Origin of the sequence: Nocardia amikacinitolerans NBRC 108937 (genome assembly GCF_001612615.1) — a bacterium.
Lineage (GTDB): Bacteria > Actinomycetota > Actinomycetes > Mycobacteriales > Mycobacteriaceae > Nocardia > Nocardia amikacinitolerans.
Map to the genome: position 1 here is coordinate 1 of NZ_BDAU01000062.1, position 20,894 is coordinate 20,894.

Annotated in this window: 20 protein-coding genes; 11 read left to right on the forward strand and 9 right to left on the reverse strand. The window is 69.4% G+C overall.

The window, feature by feature from the left end; all coding sequences use genetic code 11:
* Positions 1-114: 114 nt before the first annotated feature.
* A complete protein-coding gene (gene purU, locus NAM01S_RS31910; protein WP_067792658.1) occupies positions 115-1,002 on the reverse strand; it encodes a formyltetrahydrofolate deformylase in 888 nt (295 codons plus the stop codon).
* Between the two features lie 293 nt (positions 1,003-1,295).
* Positions 1,296-1,847: a GNAT family N-acetyltransferase gene (locus tag NAM01S_RS31915; RefSeq protein WP_067792661.1), complete on the reverse strand. Its 552-nt coding sequence runs from the start codon at positions 1,845-1,847 to the stop codon at positions 1,296-1,298.
* Between the two features lie 158 nt (positions 1,848-2,005).
* Here NAM01S_RS31915 and deoC point away from each other — a divergent pair, with 158 nt between their 5' ends.
* Positions 2,006-2,674 (forward strand): deoxyribose-phosphate aldolase, encoded by a 669-nt coding sequence (gene deoC, locus NAM01S_RS31920; RefSeq protein WP_067792664.1) that lies wholly within the window; start codon positions 2,006-2,008, stop codon positions 2,672-2,674.
* 50 nt (positions 2,675-2,724) lie between these two features.
* Here deoC and NAM01S_RS31925 read toward each other — a convergent pair whose 3' ends face one another.
* On the reverse strand, positions 2,725-3,453 hold the full coding sequence (locus tag NAM01S_RS31925; protein WP_067792667.1) for an LmeA family phospholipid-binding protein: 729 nt from the start codon (positions 3,451-3,453) through the stop codon (positions 2,725-2,727).
* A gap of 99 nt (positions 3,454-3,552) precedes the next feature.
* On the opposite strand from NAM01S_RS31925, the gene NAM01S_RS31930 reads away from it, so the two are divergent.
* Both NAM01S_RS31930 and NAM01S_RS31935 read left to right on the forward strand, forming a co-directional pair.
* Positions 3,553-4,161 carry a hypothetical protein gene (locus NAM01S_RS31930; protein WP_067792670.1) on the forward strand — a complete coding sequence of 203 codons (609 nt, stop codon included), beginning with the start codon at positions 3,553-3,555 and terminating at the stop codon, positions 4,159-4,161.
* A 91-nt stretch (positions 4,162-4,252) separates the two neighbouring features.
* Positions 4,253-5,746 (forward strand): hypothetical protein, encoded by a 1,494-nt coding sequence (locus tag NAM01S_RS31935; RefSeq protein ID WP_067792674.1) that lies wholly within the window; start codon positions 4,253-4,255, stop codon positions 5,744-5,746.
* 227 nt (positions 5,747-5,973) lie between these two features.
* Here NAM01S_RS31935 and NAM01S_RS31940 read toward each other — a convergent pair whose 3' ends face one another.
* Genes NAM01S_RS31940 through NAM01S_RS31950 form a run of 3 tightly spaced genes read right to left on the reverse strand, consistent with a single transcriptional unit; the run spans position 5,974 to position 7,790 of the window.
* A complete protein-coding gene (locus NAM01S_RS31940) occupies positions 5,974-6,774 on the reverse strand; it encodes a methylase (protein ID WP_067792678.1) in 801 nt (266 codons plus the stop codon).
* Positions 6,744-7,265, reverse strand: a complete 522-nt coding sequence (locus NAM01S_RS31945; RefSeq protein WP_067792681.1) for a DUF2505 domain-containing protein — start codon at positions 7,263-7,265, stop codon at positions 6,744-6,746. The genes NAM01S_RS31940 and NAM01S_RS31945 overlap by 31 nt, the downstream gene beginning before the upstream one ends.
* Positions 7,266-7,304: 39 nt before the next feature.
* A complete protein-coding gene (locus NAM01S_RS31950) occupies positions 7,305-7,790 on the reverse strand; it encodes a DUF2505 domain-containing protein (protein ID WP_067792684.1) in 486 nt (161 codons plus the stop codon).
* Between the two features lie 91 nt (positions 7,791-7,881).
* Here NAM01S_RS31950 and NAM01S_RS31955 point away from each other — a divergent pair, with 91 nt between their 5' ends.
* On the forward strand, positions 7,882-8,922 hold the full coding sequence (locus tag NAM01S_RS31955) for a UDP-N-acetylmuramate dehydrogenase (RefSeq protein WP_067792710.1): 1,041 nt from the start codon (positions 7,882-7,884) through the stop codon (positions 8,920-8,922).
* Positions 8,923-9,012: 90 nt separating this feature from the next.
* Positions 9,013-10,233, forward strand: a complete 1,221-nt coding sequence (locus NAM01S_RS31960) for a L,D-transpeptidase (protein ID WP_067792686.1) — start codon at positions 9,013-9,015, stop codon at positions 10,231-10,233.
* Positions 10,234-10,527: 294 nt separating this feature from the next.
* On the opposite strand, the gene mscL is transcribed toward NAM01S_RS31960, so the two are convergent.
* Positions 10,528-10,989 carry a large conductance mechanosensitive channel protein MscL gene (mscL, locus tag NAM01S_RS31965; protein WP_067792689.1) on the reverse strand — a complete coding sequence of 154 codons (462 nt, stop codon included), beginning with the start codon at positions 10,987-10,989 and terminating at the stop codon, positions 10,528-10,530.
* 192 nt (positions 10,990-11,181) lie between these two features.
* A complete protein-coding gene (locus tag NAM01S_RS31970) occupies positions 11,182-11,916 on the reverse strand; it encodes an SDR family NAD(P)-dependent oxidoreductase (RefSeq protein WP_067792692.1) in 735 nt (244 codons plus the stop codon).
* 96 nt (positions 11,917-12,012) lie between these two features.
* On the opposite strand from NAM01S_RS31970, the gene NAM01S_RS31975 reads away from it, so the two are divergent.
* From NAM01S_RS31975 to NAM01S_RS32000, 6 genes are all read left to right on the forward strand, one after another.
* Positions 12,013-12,834, forward strand: coding sequence for an alpha/beta fold hydrolase (locus tag NAM01S_RS31975; protein WP_067792695.1), 822 nt, complete (start codon positions 12,013-12,015; stop codon positions 12,832-12,834).
* A 169-nt stretch (positions 12,835-13,003) separates the two neighbouring features.
* A complete protein-coding gene (mshA, locus tag NAM01S_RS31980) occupies positions 13,004-14,401 on the forward strand; it encodes a D-inositol-3-phosphate glycosyltransferase (RefSeq protein ID WP_067792698.1) in 1,398 nt (465 codons plus the stop codon).
* Positions 14,398-14,901: a type III secretion system chaperone family protein gene (locus NAM01S_RS31985; RefSeq protein ID WP_067792701.1), complete on the forward strand. Its 504-nt coding sequence runs from the start codon at positions 14,398-14,400 to the stop codon at positions 14,899-14,901. Before mshA ends, NAM01S_RS31985 begins: the two co-directional genes overlap by 4 nt.
* A gap of 133 nt (positions 14,902-15,034) precedes the next feature.
* Positions 15,035-15,928, forward strand: a complete 894-nt coding sequence (locus NAM01S_RS31990) for an ROK family protein (RefSeq protein ID WP_067792704.1) — start codon at positions 15,035-15,037, stop codon at positions 15,926-15,928.
* Between the two features lie 43 nt (positions 15,929-15,971).
* A complete protein-coding gene (locus NAM01S_RS31995) occupies positions 15,972-16,709 on the forward strand; it encodes a phosphoglyceromutase (RefSeq protein WP_067792713.1) in 738 nt (245 codons plus the stop codon).
* A 910-nt stretch (positions 16,710-17,619) separates the two neighbouring features.
* On the forward strand, positions 17,620-19,671 hold the full coding sequence (locus NAM01S_RS32000; protein ID WP_067792707.1) for a CocE/NonD family hydrolase: 2,052 nt from the start codon (positions 17,620-17,622) through the stop codon (positions 19,669-19,671).
* 312 nt (positions 19,672-19,983) lie between these two features.
* Here the strand turns inward: NAM01S_RS32000 and NAM01S_RS32005 are convergent, their stop codons facing one another.
* Complete coding sequence (locus NAM01S_RS32005; protein WP_067792717.1) at positions 19,984-20,643, reverse strand: NADPH-dependent F420 reductase; 660 nt, start codon at positions 20,641-20,643, stop codon at positions 19,984-19,986.
* Between the last annotated feature and the right edge of the window lie 251 nt (positions 20,644-20,894).

Consider the following 20,894-nt stretch of genomic DNA (forward strand, 5'->3'; position numbering starts at 1 on the left):
CCAAGGATCGAATAGCAACCATTTGACTACCGTCGATTTTCAGACGGCTGTGCGCGCGAGGCGCCTCGGAAGAGGGGCGCGGCTACACGGGACTCGGGACCTCCGCGGCTGCGGTCAGTTGAAGACGACCGTGCGGCGGCCGTGCACCAGCACCCGGCCCTCCAAGTGCCAGCGCAGTCCGCGGGCCAGGACCACGCGTTCGATGTCGCGACCCTGGCGCACCATGTCGCGGACTTCGTCGGCGTGATCGATGCGGATCACGTCCTGCTCGATGATGGGGCCCGCGTCCAGTTCGGCGGTCACGTAGTGGCAGGTGGCGCCGATCAGCTTGACGCCGCGGGCGAACGCCTGGTGGTACGGGCGGGCGCCGACGAACGAGGGCAGGAAGCTGTGGTGGATGTTGATCGCCCGGCCCGCCCAGTGCTCGCAGAGTTCGGGCGGCAGCACCTGCATGAAGCGGGCGAGCACCACCGCGTGCGGGTCGTGCGCGTCGACCAGGTTGCGCACCTCTTCGAAGGCGGGGCCGCGTTCGGCAGGGTCCTTGGGGAACGGGACGTGATGGAACTTCACGCCGTGCGCCTCGGTCATCCCGGCCAGGTCCGGGTGGTTGCCGATCACGGCCTCGATGGTCGCGGGCAGTTCGCCTGAGGCGGCGCGGCCGAGCAGGTCGTGCAGGCAGTGGCCGTCCTTGCTGACCAGCAGCACCGCGCGGCGGCGCTCGCCGGTGTCGTGCAGCTGCCACTCCGCCGTGCCGAGTCGGGTGGCGACCTCGGTGAAGCGCTCGCGCAGTTCCGCGATGCCGAAGGGCACCGTCGAGGCCTTGATCGCCTGCCGGGTGAAGAACCAGCCCGTTTCGGTGTCCGAGTGGTAACCGGCCTCCACGATCGAGCCGCCGAAGTCGGCGATGAACGAGGTGATCCCCGCGATGATGCCGGGTCGGTCCTGGCAGCCCAGCGTCAACACGAAACGGCGATCGTCCGAGGCGGATGGAGCGGAACTCATCGGCCCATCCTCCCAGGCGACGCTTCGCGCGCTACATGAGGACCGCCCGTTCCGCGGCGTAACTCCTCGGATGCCCACCGTTCGCCCAGCGCACAGCCCACCGCCTCCGCCCACCGCCTCCAACGACCGAAGGTGACCGTCACCCACCCAACCCGACCGAATGTCACCTTCGTCCGGTTCCCGCCCGCAGGCATAGCCCGACCGAGGGTGACATTCGGTCGGTGTGACCGGGTGGCGGTCACCTTCGGTCGGATATGACCAACCGCGCGGGTGCGCGCCGAGACCGGCAGCGATCACAGATCGTAAAACGGTTCGGCGTAATGGAATTCGCCGGTGATCTGGGCTTCGTAGGTGGTGAGCGGGCGGACCTGGAAATGCGAGGACCAGTCCGATTCGTCCGGGGCGATGCCGAGGCGGGCGGCGGGGACGAAACCGAACCTGGGGTAGTAGTCGAGGCTGCCGAGCAGGCCGATGAGCGGTTCGTCGAGCGCGTCTGCGGCGCCGAGCGCGGCGTGCATCAGCGCGGAGCCGACCCCGGTGCCCTGGTGCTCGACGTGCACGCCGAGCGGTCCGAGGCCGAGCGCGGGGAACGGGCCGACGGCGGCGCGGGTCAGGCAGACGTGCCCGATCACGGTGTCGTACTCCACCGCGACCAGCGAGAGGGTGGGAATCCAGCCCGCATCGCTGCGCAGCCGCGCGACGAGATCGACTTCCGGTGGATCGGCGGGTGGCGCGGCGGCGAGTCCGGCCGCAGCGGCCTCGCGGGCGTACAGCGCGCCGAACGCGCTGCGATGCACCGACGCGACGGCGGGGGCGTCCTCGGCGCGTTCGCGACGGATCAGCACGGTGTCGTCTCCTCCCGAACGAGTTGGGCCATCCGCACAACGCTCGTCAGGTGGGTGAGCTTCCCGAAGCCCGCGGATCCACCGACAGTTACGAGTGTGCGGTACGCGTCGCCAGGCACGCAACGGAATTCGCCTCGCGTGTGCCAGACTCTCGAAACATGGCAGATTCCGCGTCGTTGAGCAGGGCCGAAGTGGCCGCCGTCATCGATCACACCTTGCTGGCGCCGGACGCGACGCCCGCCGAGGTCGCCGCGCTGGTCGACGAGGCGCGCGCGCTCGGGGTGTACGCGATCTGCGTCTCGCCGTCCATGCTTCCGGTGCGCGCGCCGGGTCTGGTCGTCGCCACGGTCGCCGGATTCCCTTCGGGCAAACACCATTCGCTGGTGAAGGGCGCCGAGGCGCGGCTCGCGGTGGATCAGGGCGCAGCCGAGGTCGACATGGTCATCGATGTGGGCGCCGCGCTCGACGGCGAATTCAACGCCGTGCTCGCCGATATCGTCACGGTGCGCGAGGCCGTCGGGGATCGCGCGGTGCTCAAGGTCATCATCGAATCCGCCGCGCTGCCGGACGAGGCGATCATCGAGGTGTGCCGCGTCGCCGAGCGCGCGGGCGCCGATTTCGTGAAGACCTCCACCGGATTCCATCCCGCGGGCGGTGCGAGCGTGCACGCGGTGCGGTTGATGGCCGAGACGGTCGGCGGTCGGCTCGGGGTCAAGGCCAGCGGCGGCATCCGCACCGCGGAGGCGGCGGCGGAGTTGATCGCGGCAGGCGCGACACGCCTCGGGCTGTCGAAATCGCGTGCGGTGCTGGAGGGTTTCCCCGCCTGAGCCGCTGCCGCGTCGAAAAGAGCCGGGCCCGAGGCTGTTTCGCATGGGGATCAGCAGCGAACGTCGGCGTTGTTCTCGGCGGCGGGCAGTTCCGTGCGACCACCCGCGAGCTGCGCGACCACGCCGTCGTCGGTCACCTTGATCTCGGTGGCCTTCAGGCCCATGGGGTAGCTCTGCAGGCTCTGGGTCATGATGTCGACGATGCCCTCGACCAGATCGGTCGGCAGGCCGATGCCGAGCAGCTCGGCCGACTTGGTCTGCACTTCGACGGCACCGTTGCGCACCTCGGGGTGCACCTGGAGCTGGGCTAGTCCGCCGAGCACGTCCAGCGTGATCATGCCGGTCGCCGACGACGAGCGGACCCCGCTGACCATGCCGCCGAGCGACTCTTGAATGCCCTCGTCGCTCCAGGTGACGTGCGCGGAGGAGCTGCCGACGACGCCGCCGCCGTTACCGCTGTTCACGCCTTCGAGATCGTTGAACTCGGCGTGCACCACCATGCCGACGGCGGGACCGAACTTGTTGTCCTTGCTGTCCACAGTCACCGAGGAGACCTTCCCGTCCAGCCAGGTGATCAGCATCGGCTTGGCGCCGAAGCCGACATCGATGCGAGATCCCATCTCTTTCTCGAACTGGCTGCTGATGCAACGGGAGACGACGTGGCGCGCGTACGCCTCGCCGCCGGCCAGGACGGCGGCCAGCAACGTGGCGACCACCACCAGGGCGATCACCAGCGTGCGCCTGCTGACGGACAACTTGGTGGGCGGCTTCGTACTCATGCGGAAGATTCTTCCCGACGTTTCTGTGCGGGTTCTGTGGGCGCGTTGAGGGTCTCGAATGTGACATGTGACACAGAATTCGAGCGTAGCCTGGACTGCATGGCTGGCGATGCGGCGGGCCGCGCACCCGAATCCGTCGATCAAGGGTGGCGTGTGCTGCGCAGGCTGGCCGGTCGGCACGCCGGATTCTTCACCACCCGCCAGGTGCTGCGCACGGGATGTGAGGCCAGGGTGCGGGCCGGGCTGGGGGATGGATCGGTGACCAGGGCCGGTGTCGGGATGCTGCGGCTGACCGAATGGCCCGATGGACCGCTGGACGAATACGCGATGTGGGCGGCCTGGTTCGACGGCGCCGCCGCGGTCTCGCACCACAGCGCGGCCGAGTTGCACGGCATGGGCCGGTTGCGCCCGCGCTTCCTGCATCTCTCGGTCGGCGCGGGACGCCCGCCGGTGACCCCGCGACTCGTGGTGCTGCGCCGCCCGCTGATCGGCTCGGACGTGGAATCGGCGGGCGCGTTCCTGGTGACCACGCCGGTGCGCACTGTGCTCGATCTGGCCGAGGCCGATATCGGGCAAGTGGCGCTGAACGAGGTGGTCGGCGACGCGGTCGCGATCAACCGCTGCGCGGGTGCGGAAATCCGTTCGGCCAGTGTGCGTCTGCCGCCGCGGGCCGCCGCCAGGGTGCATCGCGCACTCACGGGCCTGTGAGGCGCGCGGTGAGCGCGGTCATCCGTTTCGGCTATGAATTCGAGGTCCGTCCGGTTTTGCCGGGCGCGTAATCGTGGCAGGGTGACTGATCATGGGGTCGGTAGGTGCGGGTAGGTGGGATCTCGTCTTTCCGTCCGGAGCGCCCGATCGGGTCGGCGACATGTTCGCCACCGCCGTGGTCGCCGACGCCGTGCGCCGCTACGACGCCGATCTCGCGCAATGGGTGGAGACCTGCCGCGACTGGTCGCGCCAATACCGCCCGGTGTTCCGCGGGCTGACCGCGCTGGCGGCCAGCTCGCCCGACGCGTCGGTGGGCAGCGCGCGCGAAGGACTGCGCGCGGCGCGGAACCTGCTGCGCTTCGTCACCGGGTACTCGGTGGAACCGTTGCGCGGTGTCGAGATCGGGTCGGTCGCCGCGGACGGGCCTGCGACGGGAACGGCCCAGGGTGCCGGGAAACCCGCACGGCGCCTGGAGGTTCCGTTTCGCGGCGCCGTGCTCGCCGAGGAGACGTTGCAACGCGAGCTGACCGAATGGCGGCAGCGCGGCATCGTGGAGCCGGGTTTCGCTGCCGCGGTGGAGCGGGTGATCGATCATCCGGAGTGGTTGGCGCTGCCCGGGTTTCGGGTCGTCGTCGCGGGCGCGGGCGAGCTGACGCCGTTGCGTCCGCTGCTGCGCTGGGGCGCAGACGTGCTCGCGGTCGCGCGGCCGGGACCCGCCCGGTGGCGCGAATTGGTGGGGGAGGCCGAAGCGGGCGGAGGCGTGCTGCGCTATCCGCTGGTCGACGGGCAGCCGGGCGCCGACATCACCACCCAGTTCCCGGCCCTGGTGCACTGGATTCGAGAACACCTCGGCGGGGACACTTTTCCGGTGTTCGGCGGCTACGTCACGCGGCGCGGACCGGGCGGCGTCCGGCTCGCCGTCGCCCTCGACCTGCTCGCCGCCGATCTGCTCGCCACGCGTCCCGACACCGCGCTGGCCGGAGTCGGATCGCCGACGGACTGCTACGCGGTGCCGGAATCGGTGGTCGCCCAAGCGCATTCGCGGCTACACGGGCGCGGACCGCGCGGCCTCATCCAAGACGCGCTGCGCGTGCTCACCCGGTCCGCGCTCTACCGGCCCAACTACCGGACCCGAGTCACCGACGCCGCGGGCGCGCGCTGGTCGGTCGCCGACGCGCTCTTCCCGCCGCAAGGACCGAATCACGTTCTCGCCCAGCGCATTCTGCGCTGGCGCGCGATCGCCGCACAGGACGCGGGACACACCGTGTCCTACACCGTCGCGCCGCCGACCTGGACCCGCGCTGTGCTGTCCCAGCGCTCGTTGGCCGCCGCGTATCGCAGCGCGCACCGCTTCGGCATGCAGATCTTCGAACCCGACACCGCACGCACACTGCTCGCCGCCAAACTGGTCGCCGACCTCAACGACCCGGCACCGGCCGATCCGAACCCGGAATCCCTCTTCGCGGGCGGCGCCGCACACGGCGGACTCTGGTCCCTGCCGTTCGAACCGCGCTCCATCCTGCCCGTCGCCATCGCCACCGGACATCTACGCGGGCTGCTACACGGCGACGAAAACGGTCGGTGACGAGGCGCGACCGCGCATTGACAACGCCGCATTGCCCCGCACCTAACGCCGTGCGCGTGAGTGTTCAGCGCTGGCGACGTGGGCCGCGCGACGAAGACGTTGAGTGACGGGCGCGACCACCGACTACCCGACCGACAGCCGTAGTCGCGTATCTGCCTTGATGTTCCCGCATCGGAGACCTGGCATGCCGGAGCACGCTGGCGGATGCAGGGCCGCGACGAAGAGGTTCACTGCCGAGGCGCGACCACCGACCACGGCACCGACAGCACACAGTCGCGCATCCGTCGTCGGTACTCCCGCACCGGAAACCCTTGCGCACGAAGCTGTTCCGCCGCCGCCCGCCACCGGACGCGCGGTCCGAACGGGGCGAGTGGCGCGGCGTGCGAGTACGCGCGGTCGGCGGCGGTGAGCAAGGCGTGGATCGGTTCGCCGGGCACATTCCGGTGGATGAGCGCCTTCGGTAGCCGCTCGGCGATGTCGGAGGGACGTTCGACGGTGAACGGATCCCACGCCAGCGTCAGCGAGCGCGGTCCGGTGCGGTCGAGCAGTACCCAGGCGCAGCGGCGGCCCAGTTCGTCACAGGTGCCGTCGACGAGCAGGCCGTCGGGCGCCATCGCGGAAAGGATGGTCGACCAGGCGTCCGGCACGGCGGACTCGGGATACTGGCGCAGCACGTTGAAGGCGCGCACCAGCACGGGACGCAGACCGGCCAGCTCGAAACCGCCCCTGGCGAAGGTGACGCCGTCGCGACCGGGCACCACCCGATCCGGATCGATCTCCAAGCCGACCATCCGCACGTCCGGCCGCACCCTGCGCAGTCTGTCCGCCAGCTCGAAGGTGGTCCACGGGCTCGCGCCGTAACCGAGGTCGACCACCAGCGGATCGGGCGCCGCCGACAGGCGCGCGGCGACCAGCTCGTCGTGCATCAGCCAACGGTCGCTGCGTCGCAGCCGGTTGACGCCGGTGGTCCCCCTGGTGATCGTGCCGATAGGTCTGCTCAGCTGATCGGGTTTCGCTCTTCCAGCCACTTCACCGTTACCTCGGCCTCGCCGCGGAACAGATCGACGAGGTTCACCAGCATCAACTGCTCGAGGCGCGGACCGACCATCGGGATGAACACCTTCGCTTCCGAGGAGAAGCGCATGGTGCAGCCGGTTTCGGTGGGGAACAGCTTGATGGTGCCGCCCAGGCTGCCTGGCCCGGCCGGAATCGAGGCCGAGAACTTGCCGACGGTCTCCTCGCCGTTGTACGGGCCCCAGCTCTCCTTGCGGGTGATGATCATGTCCTTGCGCATCACGGTCTGCGCGATCTCCGGCAGCATCTCGCGCGGCAGGACGTGGTGCAGCACCACCTCGATACCCGAATCGCTCACCTCGAGGCTGACCACCTCGTTGCCCGGCGTGTACTTCCGCATCTCCTCGACCCGCGCCTCCCAGTACTCACGGGTCGACAGCGCCTCGTACAGCTCCTTGGTGGTGTGCAGCGGGTAGCGGGCGGAGTAGTCCAGTCGGCGTGCCATGTCGGGAAAGGTTACTGGGTGGCGGTCGGCACACGATCCTCAGTGCTGGGACAGCCAGGTGTTGGTGAACTCCTCCTCCGACTGGAGAAGTTCGGTGAGGCGTTCCTGGATGGCGGCTTCGATCTTGCTGCCGAAGAGCGGGACCTTCACTTCGATGCTGCCGTCGAGGGTGGCGGCAGCGGAGGCGTCGTCGCCGCTCAGGGCGATGGTGCCGCGCATGGTGGCGGGGGCGCCCTCGACGCGGACGTCGAAGGTGGCGGTGTCACCGGTCCAGTTCTCGGTGCGCGGGATGATCAGGTCGCCGGGGCGCACGGCGGTGATGGCGGGCGGCAGCTGTTCGGCGGCGATGGCCTGCACCATCTCGACGCGCACCTGGTCGCCCTGGACGATGACCGACTCGAGGCGTGCGTTCGGTCCGCCGACCTCGGCGATGCGGTCCTTCCAGTACTGCTCGTCGGCGAAGGCCGCGCGCACGGCGGCGACCGGGTGGGAATAGCGGGCCGTGAACGCCAAGGGTGTAGCCATGGTTGGACACGCTACCGTCTGGAGCGTGCGAACTTCACGTGTGGTGGCGACCGATCAGGCGCGCGACGTGCTGGCCGACACCGGTGCGCTGGTGCGCGACGAGGTGCGGCTTGCCGAGCTGACCACGCTACGGGTCGGCGGCCCCGCGCTGGTCGCCGAGTGCGTCTCGACGCAGTCCGTGGTGGCGACCGTGCGCGCGCTGGACGCGGCGGGCATCCCGCTGCTGCTGCTCGCGGGCGGCTCGAACCTGCTCATCGGCGACGACGGGTTCGACGGCGTCGTGGTGCGCATCGCGACCGAGGGCGTCGAGATCGGCGCGGACGGCGTCGTCGCGGAGGCGGGCGCGAACTGGGACGCGGTGGTCGCCGCGACCGTGGCGGCCGGCCTCGGTGGTCTCGAATGCCTTTCCGGCATACCGGGTTCCGCGGGCGCGACGCCGGTGCAGAACGTGGGCGCCTACGGCGTCGAGGTGGCCGATCCGCTGCGCAGGGTGCGGCTGCTCGACCGCGCGAGTGGCGAGATCCGCTGGGTGGAGCCCGCCGAACTCGGCTTCGGCTACCGCACCAGCGTGCTCAAGCACCGCGACGACGCGGTCGTGCTCGACGTGGATTTCGCGCTGAACGCGGGCGGGTCGAGCGCACCGCTGCGCTACGGCGAACTGACCAGGGTCCTGGACGCCACCGAGGGCGAGACCAGGCCCGCCGCGGCCGTGCGGGACGCGGTGCTTCGCCTGCGCGCGGGCAAGGGCATGGTGCTCGACGCCGCCGATCACGACACCTGGAGCGCGGGCTCGTTCTTCACCAACCCGGTGGTCCCGCACGCGCGCGTGCCCGAGGTGCGGGCCGCGATCGCGACCCATGTGGGTGACGTCACGATTCCCACCTATCCGGCCGTCGACGGCGTGAAGTTCTCCGCGGGCTGGTTGATCGAACGGGCGGGCTTCGCCAAGGGCTTCCCCGGACCGGACGCCGCCGCCCGGCTCTCCACGAAACACACACTGGCGCTGACGAATCGGGGCGACGCCAGCGCCGCGGACCTGGTCGCGCTCGCCAGGAAGGTGCGCGACGGAGTTGCCGAGCGTTTCGGCATCCGGCTCGAACCCGAGCCCGTCACTGTCGGCGTGACGCTCTGACGGCGAGCACCGTGCGGGCAATCGGACGAAACGGGCGCAGCGCTTCGCGACCGGCGGATCGGGTCGTTCGCCGGGCGTAAATTCGATTCGGTGAGCAAGCGATCCTTCTGCCGACCGGTGGCCGCCGTGTCGGCCGTGCTGCTCGTCGTGATCGCCTTGGTGGCCGGTTGTTCCAGCGACAAGCCCGGCGGTGCGTCCGGTCCGGTGGCCGAAGTGACCATGAGCCCCGGTGACGCCGACGAGAACGTCAACCCTGTCGCGCCCGTCTCCGTGACGGTCGCCGACGGGACCATCGCCCAGGTCGCGCTGACGAACGCGGCGGGCAAGCAGGTGCAGGGCGAGCTCAGCCCCGACAAACGCACCTTCCGCATCACCGAACCACTCGGCTACGACGCCACCTACACGTGGTCGGGCACCGCGGTCGGCGCCGACGGCAAGCCGGTCCCGATCGAGGGCTCGTTCCACACGCTGGCGCCGAAGAGCACCGTCCCGGCGACGGTCAATATCGACGACGGTCAGGAGGTCGGCATCGCCGCGCCGATCATCCTGCAATTCAAGTCCCCGGTGACCGACAAGGCCGAGGTGGAGAAGGCGCTGACCGTCACCACCGATCCGCCCACCGAGGGCGCGTGGGCCTGGTTCCCCGACGACAACGGCGGTTCGCGGGTGCACTGGCGGCCCAAGCAGTACTGGACGCCGGGTACCACCGTGCACGTCGCGGCCGAGCTCTACGGCCTGGATCTGGGCGGCGGCAACTACGGCTACTCCGACCTCACCTCGGACTTCCGCATCGGGCGCAGCCAGATCGTGCAGGCCGACGCGCCGAGCCATCGCATGCGCGTGGTGCGAGACGGTCAGACGATCTTCGATTTCGCGGTGAGCTACGGCCAGGGCAACGAGCCGCGCAACGTGACGCGCTCGGGCATCCACGTGGTCACCGAGAAGTACGAGGATTTCCTGATGTCGAATCCGCCGTACTACACCAACGTTCGGGAACGCTGGGCGGTCCGCATCTCCAACAACGGCGAATTCATCCACGCCAACCCGGAATCCCTGTCGGCGCAAGGCTCGGCGAACGTCACCAACGGCTGCATCAATCTCTCGCCCGCCGCCGCCCAGGCGTACTTCCCGACCGCGCGCTACGGCGACCCGGTCGAGGTCACCGGCACCTCGATCCCGCTGTCCGCCGCCGACGGCGACCTCTACGACTGGACCATCGACTGGGAGACCTGGAAGAAGATGTCGGCGCTGGACGGGTCCTCGTCCCCCGTGGTTTCGGCCACCCCGGTCTCGCCGGGACCGCCGCGCTAGGGCGTCATCCGCTCCCGGCAGTGGTGGGTTGGCCGATCGTGGGTCCGCTTTCGAAGCGTGCCTTTGCCTTCCTCCAGATGTGCGCCGCTCAACGACGGGCCAGCAGCGCCAGTTGTGGACACTCCGGCCTTGCTGCGCCATGCGCCGTGTACTCGAGATGGCGTATGCGCGGTCCTCCACCGGAAAACTGCGGCTCTGCTGTGGTGAATTCCCCGGCGCGCGGCTGTCCACGTGACCCGTCTGGGTCCGCTCGCCCTTTCCTCGCCGGTCTCGCGTCGGCGGACCTGCGCGCTCCTACTGGTGCGAGCTGCCGAGGGTGGGATCGACCCGGTCCAGCTTGGCCAGGGTCTCCGCGTTGTGGGTGGCGCGGGCGTCGGCGCTCTGCTTGGCGAGCAGGTCGCGGATCTCGATGAGCAGTTCGGTCTCGGTGGGCTCGGCGGCCTTGGTGGTGCCGAACCGGTTCTTCAGGGTCTTCATCGGCATGATGAGCACGAAGTAGAGGACCGCGGCGATCATCACGAAGTCGATGAGCGCGGTGACGATCGGGCCGACGGCGATGAAGGTCGCGGGCTTGCTGGACACCAGGTGGAAGCCGAGGCCGAGCTCGTTGGCGCCGCCGAAAACGGCGAGCAACGGGTTGACCACGCCCTTGGTCACCGCGGTCACCACACCCGTGAACGCGGTACCCATCACCACCGCCACGGCGAGATCGATGACATTGCCGCGCATCACGAACTCTTTGAAGCCCTTGAGCATGAGTCGAACAACTCCAATCCGGTGTAGCAAAGTTTCAGAAAAACGATCCGATGCTAACCGTGTCTCCGCAACTCGGCGAATTCACAGCAAACGATCTGCCATGACGCCGGGCTCCCACATACCCACTACACGCGTCACATAGCCACCGCCTATGTGTCGCGTGCGGAAAGTATGTGGCAGTGACCGTTCGGCTCAGGAGCGCCGCGCGAAGCGACCGGGGTCGGCCTGGTCGCGTGGCTTCACGATGATCTGGTCCAGATTGACGTGCGGCGGGCGGGACGCGACGAAGCCGACGATTTCGGCGATATCCGACGCGACCAGCGGATCGATACCCTCGTACACCTTCGCCGCTCGCTCCGCGTCGCCGTCGAAACGCACCAGCGAGAACTCGGTTTCCACCGCGCCGGGCGCGATCTCGGTGAGCCGCACCGGTTTGCCGAGCAGTTCGCCGCGCAGGGTGCGGTGCAGCACGGCTTGGGCGTGCTTCGCCGAGGTGTAAGCGGAGCCGTTGTCGTAGGCGTGGAACGCGGCGACCGAGGTAATGGTGACGATCAGGCCGTCGCCGGAGGCGATCAGCTTGGGCAGCAACGCCTTTGTGACGCGCAGCGTGCCGAGGACGTTGGTCTCCCACATCCACCGCCAGTCGTCGAGGTCGGCTTCGCTCACCGGCGCAAGGCCTTTCGCGCCGCCCGCGTTGTTGACGAGCACGTCGACCGACGGCACCGCGTCGGTGAAGGCCGCGACGGACTCCTCCGAGGTGACGTCGAGTTCCAGTGCGGTGCCGCCGATCTCGTCGGCGAGGGTCTTCAGCCGGTCGAGCCTGCGCGCGCCGACGTACACGTGATAGCCCTGCGCGGCGAGTTCTCGCGCGGTGGCTTCTCCGATGCCGGAACTGGCTCCCGTGACGACGGCGGTGCGATTGCTCATGGGGCGAGTTTAAGTGCGGAGGGTTTGCCGGTGTCGGGCGCTGTCGGGCGGATCACCCCGCGCGGACCGTCGGCGCGCGGCCTTACGCTGGGTGGCATGGCACTTCGGGAAGCGGTCAGCGCGGACGGCACCAGCATCGTCTATCGGGTTGACGGACCCGCCGATGGACGGCCGCTCGTCCTGGTGCACGGCTGGTCGGCCAGCCTGCGCTGCTGGGGCGGCGCGGCCGACGATCTGGCGGGCCGGTTCCGGGTGATCGCGCTGGACCTGCGCGGTCACGGTTACTCCGGCGTCCCGGAGAGCGGCTACGACGATCCCAAGAACTGGGCCGCCGACCTCGCCGCCGTGCTCGCGGCCGAGGGCATCGAGTCCGGCGCGGTGCTGCTGGGCTGGTCCTACGGCGGCATCGTGATCAGCGATTACCTCACTGCGTACGGCACCGGCGCGGTGGCGGGCGTCGTCTTCACCGGTTCGATGGCCAATATCGGACGCGACGTACCCGGCGCGGCGACCGGATCCGCGATGCGGGAGGCCATCCCCGGCGTATTCGAGACGAGCGCAGGCCGCGCCACCAGGGCCTTCGCCGCGTTCGGCAATGCCAACACGGGACCGGGCGAGGACAAGGGCGTGGACGCCCAGCGACTGTTCGGCATCAGCCTCGCCACGCCGCCCGCGGTGCGCAAGGCGCTGTTCTACCGGTCCGTCGACAACACCGAAACCCTTCGCGCCCTGGACATTCCGGTCCTGGTGCTGCACGGTGACGCGGACCCCGTCGTGCCCATCGACAATGGTCGCTACATCGCCGAGAACGCCCCGCGTGCGCGCACCTCGTTCTGGCCGGGCGCGCAGCACGGATTGTTCATCGAGGACCGCCCGCGCTTCGTCGCCGAGGTCGGCGAGTTCATCGACAGCTTGTAGTCCGGGACGCCCGATCGACGCTCCAGGGGAGCCGTCGACCGGCAGGCGCGCAGCCGCACATACATTCGAATCGCAGGTCAGCGAGGTTCGTGAGCGCTCTCACTTTCGCTGTGTGATGACGCTCACTTGCCCGGTAGGCGGCGTCGGCGGCGGATATCCACCGTGCACTATGGATGGTGTGAGTCAACGTGTGGACCTACGGCCGAACCGGATCGCCGTGCTGTCGGTGCACACCTCACCACTCGCCCAACCGGGCACCGGCGACGCGGGCGGCATGAACGTCTACGTGCTGCAAACGGCTCTCCAACTGGCACGACGCGGGACCGAAGTCGAGATCTTCACCCGCGCCACCTCGTCGAACGTCCCTCCGGTCGAGGAGGCGGCGCCCGGGGTGCTGGTGCGCAACGTCGTCGCGGGGCCGTTCGAGGGACTCGACAAGCACGACCTCCCCACCCAGCTGTGCCCGTTCACCGCGGAGGTGCTGCGCCAAGAGGCGCGCCACCAGCCGGGCCACTACGACCTGGTGCACTCGCACTACTGGCTGTCCGGACAGGTCGGCTGGCTGGCCAGGGATCGCTGGCGGGTGCCGCTGATCCACACCGCGCACACCCTGGCCGCGGTGAAGAACGCCGCGTTGGCCGATGGCGACTGCCCCGAGCCCGTCACCCGCGAGATCGGTGAGAAGCAGGTCATCGCGGAGGCCGACCGGATGGTCGCCAACACCGCGGAGGAGGCGCGTCAGCTCGTCGAGCTCTACGGCGCCGACGCCGAGCGCATCGATGTGGTGCCGCCGGGCGCCGACCTGGCCCGCTACCGTCCCGGCGACAAGGCCGCGGCCCGCGCCGAGCTCGGACTCGCCGCCAGCGAGCGGATCGTCGCTTTCGTCGGCCGCATCCAACCGCTCAAGGCGCCCGACGTGCTCGTCCGCGCCGCCGCCGAATTGCTGCGTGCCGATCCGGACCGCAACCTGCGGGTGCTCATCGTCGGCGGTGCGTCCGGCAGTGGACTGAAGCGCCCCGACGCGCTGATCGAGCTCGCGTCCGAACTCGGCATCACCGACCGCGTGACGTTCTTGCCGCCGCAGCCGCCGGACCGTCTCGTGCAGGTCTACCGCGCCGCGGACCTGGTCGCGGTGCCCAGCTACAACGAATCCTTCGGCTTGGTCGCCATCGAGGCGCAGGCCAGCGGCACCCCGGTCCTCGCCGCCGACGTCGGCGGACTCGGAACCGCCGTACGGCACGGCGAGACCGGATTGCTCGTCGCGGGTCACCGCACCCCGGACTGGGCCGCCGCGCTCGGCACGCTGCTCGACGCGCCGGGGCGGCTGGCGGAGATGCGCGATCGCGCGGTCGCGCACGCCACGAACTTCTCCTGGGAGCACACCGCCGACGGGCTGCTCGCCAGCTACGCCGCGGCATTGGCCGGCTTCCCCGAGACCGAACTCGGCGGCGGTCTGCAGGCGGCGGGCGCGGAACGCACTAACCTGTCCGGTGCCACGCTCCTCGGCGAGGGCGGGCAGGCCAGATCGCGGGCGCTGTGGCGGCGCCGGATGGGAGTGCACCGATGACGAATATCCAGGCGACCGCGCAGCTGATCGACGAGACTCTGCGTGATCGGGAGATCGAGTACACCCGACCTGGCGAGGACGTCTTCGTCGTCGTGCTGCCCGGTGAGCGCAAGTTGAAGACGACGCTCATGCTCACCGTCGGCAAACACGGCGTGCGCATCGAATCCTTCGTCTGCCGCAAGCCAGACGAGAACTTCGAGGGCGTCTACAAGTTCCTGCTCCGCCGCAACCGCCGCCTCTACGGCGTGGCCTACACGCTGGACCGGGTCGGTGACATCTACCTCGTCGGCCGCATCGCCACGCACGCCGTCACCGAGGACGAGCTCGACCGCGTCTTCGGCCAGGTGCTGGAGGCGGTGGACGCCGACTTCAACACCCTGCTGGAACTCGGCTTCGCGGAATCCATTCGGAAGGAATGGAAGTGGCGGGTCTCGCGCGGGGAGTCGTTGAAGAACCTGCTCCCGTTCGAGCACCTGGTCGAATCCTCCGAGAACTCCTGAGGGTCGCGCTCGGGTTGGTGGTGCTCGGCTGCCGCCGAACAACTACCGTTGGCGACCGCACAGCAAGATCATTCGGCACCGGACCGTCGCGCGAAAGCGGCGGTCCGGTGGCGTTGGGAAGTGGGGGTTTCAGATGACCGTTCTCGCTCTGGACATCGGCGCGACCAAGATCGCGGTCGGTTTGGTGGGGGCCGACGGAATGACGCACGAGGTCGGCCGCATTCAGGTGCCGCCGACCGGCGTGTGGGAGGCGGTGCGCGGGCTGCTGCTCGCCGCGGCCAACGGATCCGAGGTCGACCTGGTCGGCATCGGCTCGTGCGGTCCGGTGGACGCGCCCGCGGGGATCACCACCCCGCTCAACATCCCGGAGTGGCGCGACGGGTTCGCGCTGGTGCCCGCGGTGCAGGAACTGTTCCCCGGCGCCACGGTGCGTTTCGCCATCGACGGTGTGTGCCTGGCGCTGGCCGAGCGGCATTTCGGCGCGGCGCGGGAGACGCCGGACGCGCTGGCCATGACGGTGTCCTCGGGGATCGGCGGCGGCGTCATCGTCGGCGGCATGGTCGCGGTCGGGCACACCGGCAACGCGGGGCACATCGGTCACATGATCGTGCCCGGGTCGACCGATCCGTGCGCGTGCGGCGGTGTCGGTTGCGTGGAGGCGGTGGCCAGCGGTCCGTCCTCGGTGCGGTGGGCGCGCGAGCGCGGCTGGCACGGAACAACCGGCATCGAGCTTGCCGCCGACGCCGAAGCGGGCGACCGGGTCGCCAAGGCGGCGTTGCGGCGCGCGGGAATCGCGCTGGGCCAGGTGATCTCGTCGGCGGCCGCGCTGCTCGACGTGGATCTGGTGGTGATCGGCGGCGGCTTCGCGCAGTCCGGTGAGCCGCTGTGGCGACCGTTACAGGAGGCCCTCGGCGCGCACGCCCGCATCGACTTCCTGCGCGACCTGCACGTCGTCCCTTCGGAATTGGGCGATCAGGCCACCCTGGTCGGCGCCGGACTGCTCACCGCGTTCGCTCCGGCATCCTGACCAGGGCTCCAACGTGCGGTCCTCGCGTGGCAGGATGGCCGTCATGACGTACACCCTCGTGTTGCTGCGCCACGGCGAGAGCGAATGGAATGCCCTGAATCTGTTCACCGGCTGGGTGGACGTGCACCTGACCGACAAGGGCATCGCCGAGGGTAAGCGCGCGGGCGAGCTGCTCGCCGAGCACGGCATCCTGCCCGACATCGTCTACACCTCGCTGCTCCGCCGGGCCATCTCCACCGCGAACATCGCGCTGGACGCGGCCGACCGGCACTGGATCCCGGTGATCCGCGACTGGCGGCTCAACGAACGCCACTACGGCGAGTTGCAGGGCAAGAACAAGGCGCAGATCCGCGACAAGTACGGAGACGAGCAGTTCATGCTGTGGCGGCGCAGCTACGACACCCCGCCGCCGCCGATCGACCCGGCCAACGAGTACAGCCAGGAAGGCGACGCGCGGTACGCGGGCATCGAGGTGCCCAAGACCGAGTGCCTGCTCGACGTGGTGAACCGGATGGTCCCGTACTGGGAGTCGACCATCTCCAAGGAGCTGCTCACCGGCAAGACCGTGCTGGTCGCCGCGCACGGCAACTCGCTGCGCGCGCTGGTCAAGCACCTGGACAACATCTCCGACGACGACATCGCCGGCCTGAACATCCCGACCGGCATCCCGCTGCGCTACGAACTGGACGAGAACCTGCGCCCGGTGCGTCCGCGCGAGTACCTGGACCCGGAGGCGGCCGCCGCGGGAGCGGCCGCGGTCGCGAGCCAGGGCGGCAAGTAGTACGTAATTCGATGCGCCGCGGTCGTCAGTCGGCTGCGGCGCATCGTCTTTTCGCGCGAGCGCCCGGACTTCACCGCGCGGCGTCGACCCGCGCCAGGGTGCTGAGCAGCAACTGGACAATGCGCCGCGGTCGTTGATCGGCTGCGGCGCATCGTCGTTTCGGCGGGGCGGGTCGATTCGACCTGACCGGCCGCCGCGCCGCGGTCATCGGCACCGGAGCCACCGCCGTCCAGCTGGTAGGCCCGAGGTGGCCGAGAAGGCCGTGGTGCTGACCGTCTCCAGCGCACCTCGATTCGGCGGTCGGCGGCCACATCGTCATAAGCCCCGGGGCGTCCGCGGCCGACATCGGCCCGCAGCCCGTTCGGGCTGCCGCACCGGAGTCGCTTGCCGACCGAAGGTGACTTCAAGTCCGTCTGACCGGGTGGGGGACACCTTCGGTCGGGGTGTTCCCTGCTGTCGGGCTGCGAGCCGTAGGCCGCCGGGGCCCGGCTTGTCGAGCCCTCGAACCGTCGGGCCGTGACCGACGACGCACAGCGGCCCGGTCGCCTGGGCGGACGGCGGTCCAATCGACTCGACAACCCAGACCGTCCGACCACTCGCACCTCCCGCGTGCAGACATCGCCAGTGCCAAGAAACCGCCGGCGCGACCCGGCGGCCGGATCTCGCCGAGAATCAGCCGCGTTTCGGCCTGCGATCCGGCGTGTACATCCGCGATAGTCCAGCCAATGCGGTAAATCTTTATTCTGGCGCGTGAATCTCGCAAAGCCCCCATATTCAGCTGCTATTGCGAGTCTTCGTGCTTATGTGAATGGCGATTCCGGGCAATCTGTGTGGTACCGGGAGTTCTTACCGACTGGTCAGTTGTGTATGCTTCCGGACGTTCGACAGTCCGAGAGGTGGATCACGTCCGATGAAGCACGCGTTTCGAGCCACAGTCGCGGCGCTCGCCGCCGCGGTGCTCGTTCCATTCCTCAGCACCGGAGCGACCGCCGCACCCGTCGCAACGGGCCCCGACGGCGGCGCGGCGGGAGCGGCGTGGACTGCCACCGAGGACGGCGTCCAGCAGTACCCGAACGTGCACATCGAGTGGGATGTGCCGATCACCATGAGCGACGGCACGGTGCTGAAGGGCAACGTCTACCGGCCCGCCGACGCCTCCGGCCGCCCGATCGACGCGCCGACGCCGACGATCGTCAACCTGACGCCCTACACCAAGCTGGTGTCGAACCTCGCCGATCACGCGCAGTCCATTCCGGCGCTGTCCGACGCACTGCTGAATCTGTTCCGTCAGATCGATTTCAGTGGCACCCCGCTCTCCGGCGTCACCGATCTCACCAAGGCCTTCGGCGGCGGCGAGCTGCGCAACTTCACCGTGGACCGCCAGCTGATCAAGAGCGGGTACTCGCAGGTCGTCGTCGACGTGCGCGGCACCGGCTTCTCGCAGGGCGAATGGGACATGCTCCGCGCCCGCGAGCAGCAGGACACCCTCGAGGTGATCGACTGGGCTTCGCGTCAGCCGTGGTCGGACGGCAAGATCGGCATGAACGGCATCTCCTACTCGGGCATCAACCAGGTGCAGGCCGCGTCCAAGCAGCCGCCCGCGCTGAAGGCGATCTTCCCGGTCGTGCCGGGCAGCGACCTGGTCAACGACGTGCTCGCACCCGGCGGCGGCTTCGGCTTCAACTTCATCCCGCTGTGGCTCACCGCGATCAACACCCTCAAGTGGGTGCCGGACGTGCAGTCCATCGTGAACGGCAAGTTCGACTGGGAGTGGCTCGGCGATCGCGCCGCGTCCCCGCTCACCTTCATGGACGTGTTCCTGAACGCTTACACCGCAACGCGTTTCGAGGACGCCGACCCGCGTCTGCTCGACCTGCTCAGCCACAGCAGCCCCGAACGAAGCGACTACCTCAGCGATCCCACCCAGATCCGGGTGCCGACCTTCGTCGTCGGCGGCTGGCACGATCTGTTCACCTACTCGGAATCCAAGATCTACAACCAGATTCCGCTGCCTGCGGGCCAGAAGCAGCTGCTGATGGGCAACACCTACCACGTGAACTCCGGCAACGAGTACGGCAAGCCCGGTCTACCGCCGCGGCTCGACGTCCTGCAGCGCGCGTGGTTCGACAAGTGGCTCAAGGGAATCGACAACGGCGTCGACAGCTACGGCCCGGTCACCCTGCGCCAGCAGGGCGGCGGTTGGGTCACCCAGAACGGCTTCGGTGCTTCGGCCGTCGGCGAGGCGGCCGCGCAGCACCGCCGCATGTACCTGTCCGCGGCGCCGAGCGGTACCGCGCAGAGTGTCTACGACGGCTCGCTCACCGCCGAAGCGAACGCCGACGCCGCCCGGCTGACCGTCGCGCCCGGCCTGACCACCCTGTGCTCCAACGATGCCGCGCAGGGCACCGCGGGCGTGCTGTCGATCATCGACGGTTGCGCCAAGGACTCGCGCGTCGCCGAGCTGAACGCGCTCACCTTCACCAGTGCGCCGGTGGCCGAGGCGACCACCATCTCCGGCCCGATCGCGGTGCGGCTCAACACCGTTCAGGACGCGGCCGACGGCTACTGGACGGTGACCGTCAACGACGTCGCGCCCGACGGCCAGTCGACCGTGCTCACCTCCGGTCAGCTGATGGCCTCGCTGCGCGAGATCGACGAGGCGAACAGCAGCCGTTCCGCCAACGGTGACTACACCGACCCGCGCCCGTACACCTCGATCGAGAAGCGGCAGCCGACGGTGCCCGGCGAGGCAACCACGCTGGACATCACGCTGAGCGCCACCGAGGCGATCCTGCAGCCCGGCCACCGCCTGCGGGTGGACGTGTTCGCGAGCAACTTCCCGAAGGGACTGCCCGTCCTGCCGATGCTGCTCGACACGGAACTGAAGCCCCAGCACATCCAGCTCGACCCAGCGCGCCCGAGCTTCGTCAACATCCCGGTCCGCGGCAACCACGGCTGGTGAACCCCACCGCCGCAGGGCGGTCGTCCCACACACCCCGTGCACTCCTCACATAGCCACCGCCTATGTGAGGAGTGCAATCCCTGTGTGGGACGACCACGCAACTTCACGCACGATCTCGCCCGCTGTGTGGGCGGGGGCGCAACCACAGCTAGATGACCACGGTGGAAGTCGTGCCCGGGCTCGACGGCTGCGGGAGGTAAGTCGGGCCCGGAGCCCGAGCACCGTTGGAGGCAAACCTGGGCCAGCCGCGCATGTGCTACAGGGTTTGCCCCGGAACCACGCCTACCAGCCCGTTCAACCGGACGACTCCTCTCAATCCCGCGCAGCGAACGCCCCGGACAGCGGTGGCAACATGGCGCGAGCGTCGTACCCGCCGAACCAGAGGCCGACCGCCAACGCCGAAGCCGCCTCCAAGTACCGCGCCCGATGCAAGCCGCCCGCGAAGAACGGGCGCAACTTCAAATCCTCGGCCAATCCCGCGACGAGGCGTAGAGCATCCGGATCGTCGCCGCAAAGTGGCACCGACAACGGCACGCCCTCGAACTCGCGCGCCTCGGCCGCCCACACTTCGGCCGCGCACAGGTTGAACCCCTTCACCACCCGTGCACCAGGAACCGTCGCGGCAATCCGCTCGGCCACCGCGTCCTCGCCGAGCACGAAGTTGTCCGTCCCATCGGAGGCCGCATCGGGCTCGAACGCGTTGGTGCAGTCGACGAGCACGCGCCCATCGAGCCCAGGCGTTGCCCGCAAGACGCCGTCCAACGCCGCGACTGGCACCGCCAGCAACACCACGTCACCGAACCCGGCCGCCTCCTCGATGCTCCCGCCCCGCGCGCCGTACCCGACGGCAGCGGCCACTTCGGCCGCCGCCGCACCTCGCCGCGCGCCGAAGCAGACCTCGTTCCCCGCAGCGGCCCACCCACCGCCCAACGCCCGCGCCATCGCGCCCGCACCGATGATCCCGATCCGCATGTCCAACTCCTCACTGTCGAATGTGCTTCCGACGGTAGGGATTTCGATAGGCACCTCCGGGTGCCCAACGCCGATGCCATGCTGAACCCATGACCGCCGCCCCCGCCGAAACCGCCCGCCCCTCGGCAAACACCGGCTCACCGCCCCGCGGTCCTCTCCCACCCCACCCGCCCGCGCCGGTGCCGCCCCACTCGGCCGCGCCCGCGCCGCTCCACCCATCGCACGGCTCGCGACTAGCCTCGACCCAGGGC

Bases quoted from the DNA above. Each gene is read 5' to 3' on its own strand.
- purU (WP_067792658.1), bottom strand. From the start codon at position 1,002: ATGAGTTCCGCTCCATCCGCCTCGGACGATCGCCGTTTCGTGTTGACG.
- deoC (WP_067792664.1), top strand. From the start codon at position 2,006: ATGGCAGATTCCGCGTCGTTGAGCAGGGCCGAAGTGGCCGCCGTCATC.
- NAM01S_RS31925 (WP_067792667.1), bottom strand. From the start codon at position 3,453: ATGAGTACGAAGCCGCCCACCAAGTTGTCCGTCAGCAGGCGCACGCTG.
- NAM01S_RS31930 (WP_067792670.1), top strand. From the start codon at position 3,553: ATGGCTGGCGATGCGGCGGGCCGCGCACCCGAATCCGTCGATCAAGGG.
- NAM01S_RS31935 (WP_067792674.1), top strand. From the start codon at position 4,253: ATGGGGTCGGTAGGTGCGGGTAGGTGGGATCTCGTCTTTCCGTCCGGA.
- NAM01S_RS31945 (WP_067792681.1), bottom strand. From the start codon at position 7,265: ATGGCACGCCGACTGGACTACTCCGCCCGCTACCCGCTGCACACCACC.
- NAM01S_RS31950 (WP_067792684.1), bottom strand. From the start codon at position 7,790: ATGGCTACACCCTTGGCGTTCACGGCCCGCTATTCCCACCCGGTCGCC.
- mscL (WP_067792689.1), bottom strand. From the start codon at position 10,989: ATGCTCAAGGGCTTCAAAGAGTTCGTGATGCGCGGCAATGTCATCGAT.
- NAM01S_RS31970 (WP_067792692.1), bottom strand. From the start codon at position 11,916: ATGAGCAATCGCACCGCCGTCGTCACGGGAGCCAGTTCCGGCATCGGA.
- NAM01S_RS31975 (WP_067792695.1), top strand. From the start codon at position 12,013: ATGGCACTTCGGGAAGCGGTCAGCGCGGACGGCACCAGCATCGTCTAT.
- mshA (WP_067792698.1), top strand. From the start codon at position 13,004: ATGGATGGTGTGAGTCAACGTGTGGACCTACGGCCGAACCGGATCGCC.
- NAM01S_RS31985 (WP_067792701.1), top strand. From the start codon at position 14,398: ATGACGAATATCCAGGCGACCGCGCAGCTGATCGACGAGACTCTGCGT.
- NAM01S_RS31990 (WP_067792704.1), top strand. From the start codon at position 15,035: ATGACCGTTCTCGCTCTGGACATCGGCGCGACCAAGATCGCGGTCGGT.
- NAM01S_RS31995 (WP_067792713.1), top strand. From the start codon at position 15,972: ATGACGTACACCCTCGTGTTGCTGCGCCACGGCGAGAGCGAATGGAAT.
- NAM01S_RS32000 (WP_067792707.1), top strand. From the start codon at position 17,620: ATGAAGCACGCGTTTCGAGCCACAGTCGCGGCGCTCGCCGCCGCGGTG.
- NAM01S_RS32005 (WP_067792717.1), bottom strand. From the start codon at position 20,643: ATGCGGATCGGGATCATCGGTGCGGGCGCGATGGCGCGGGCGTTGGGC.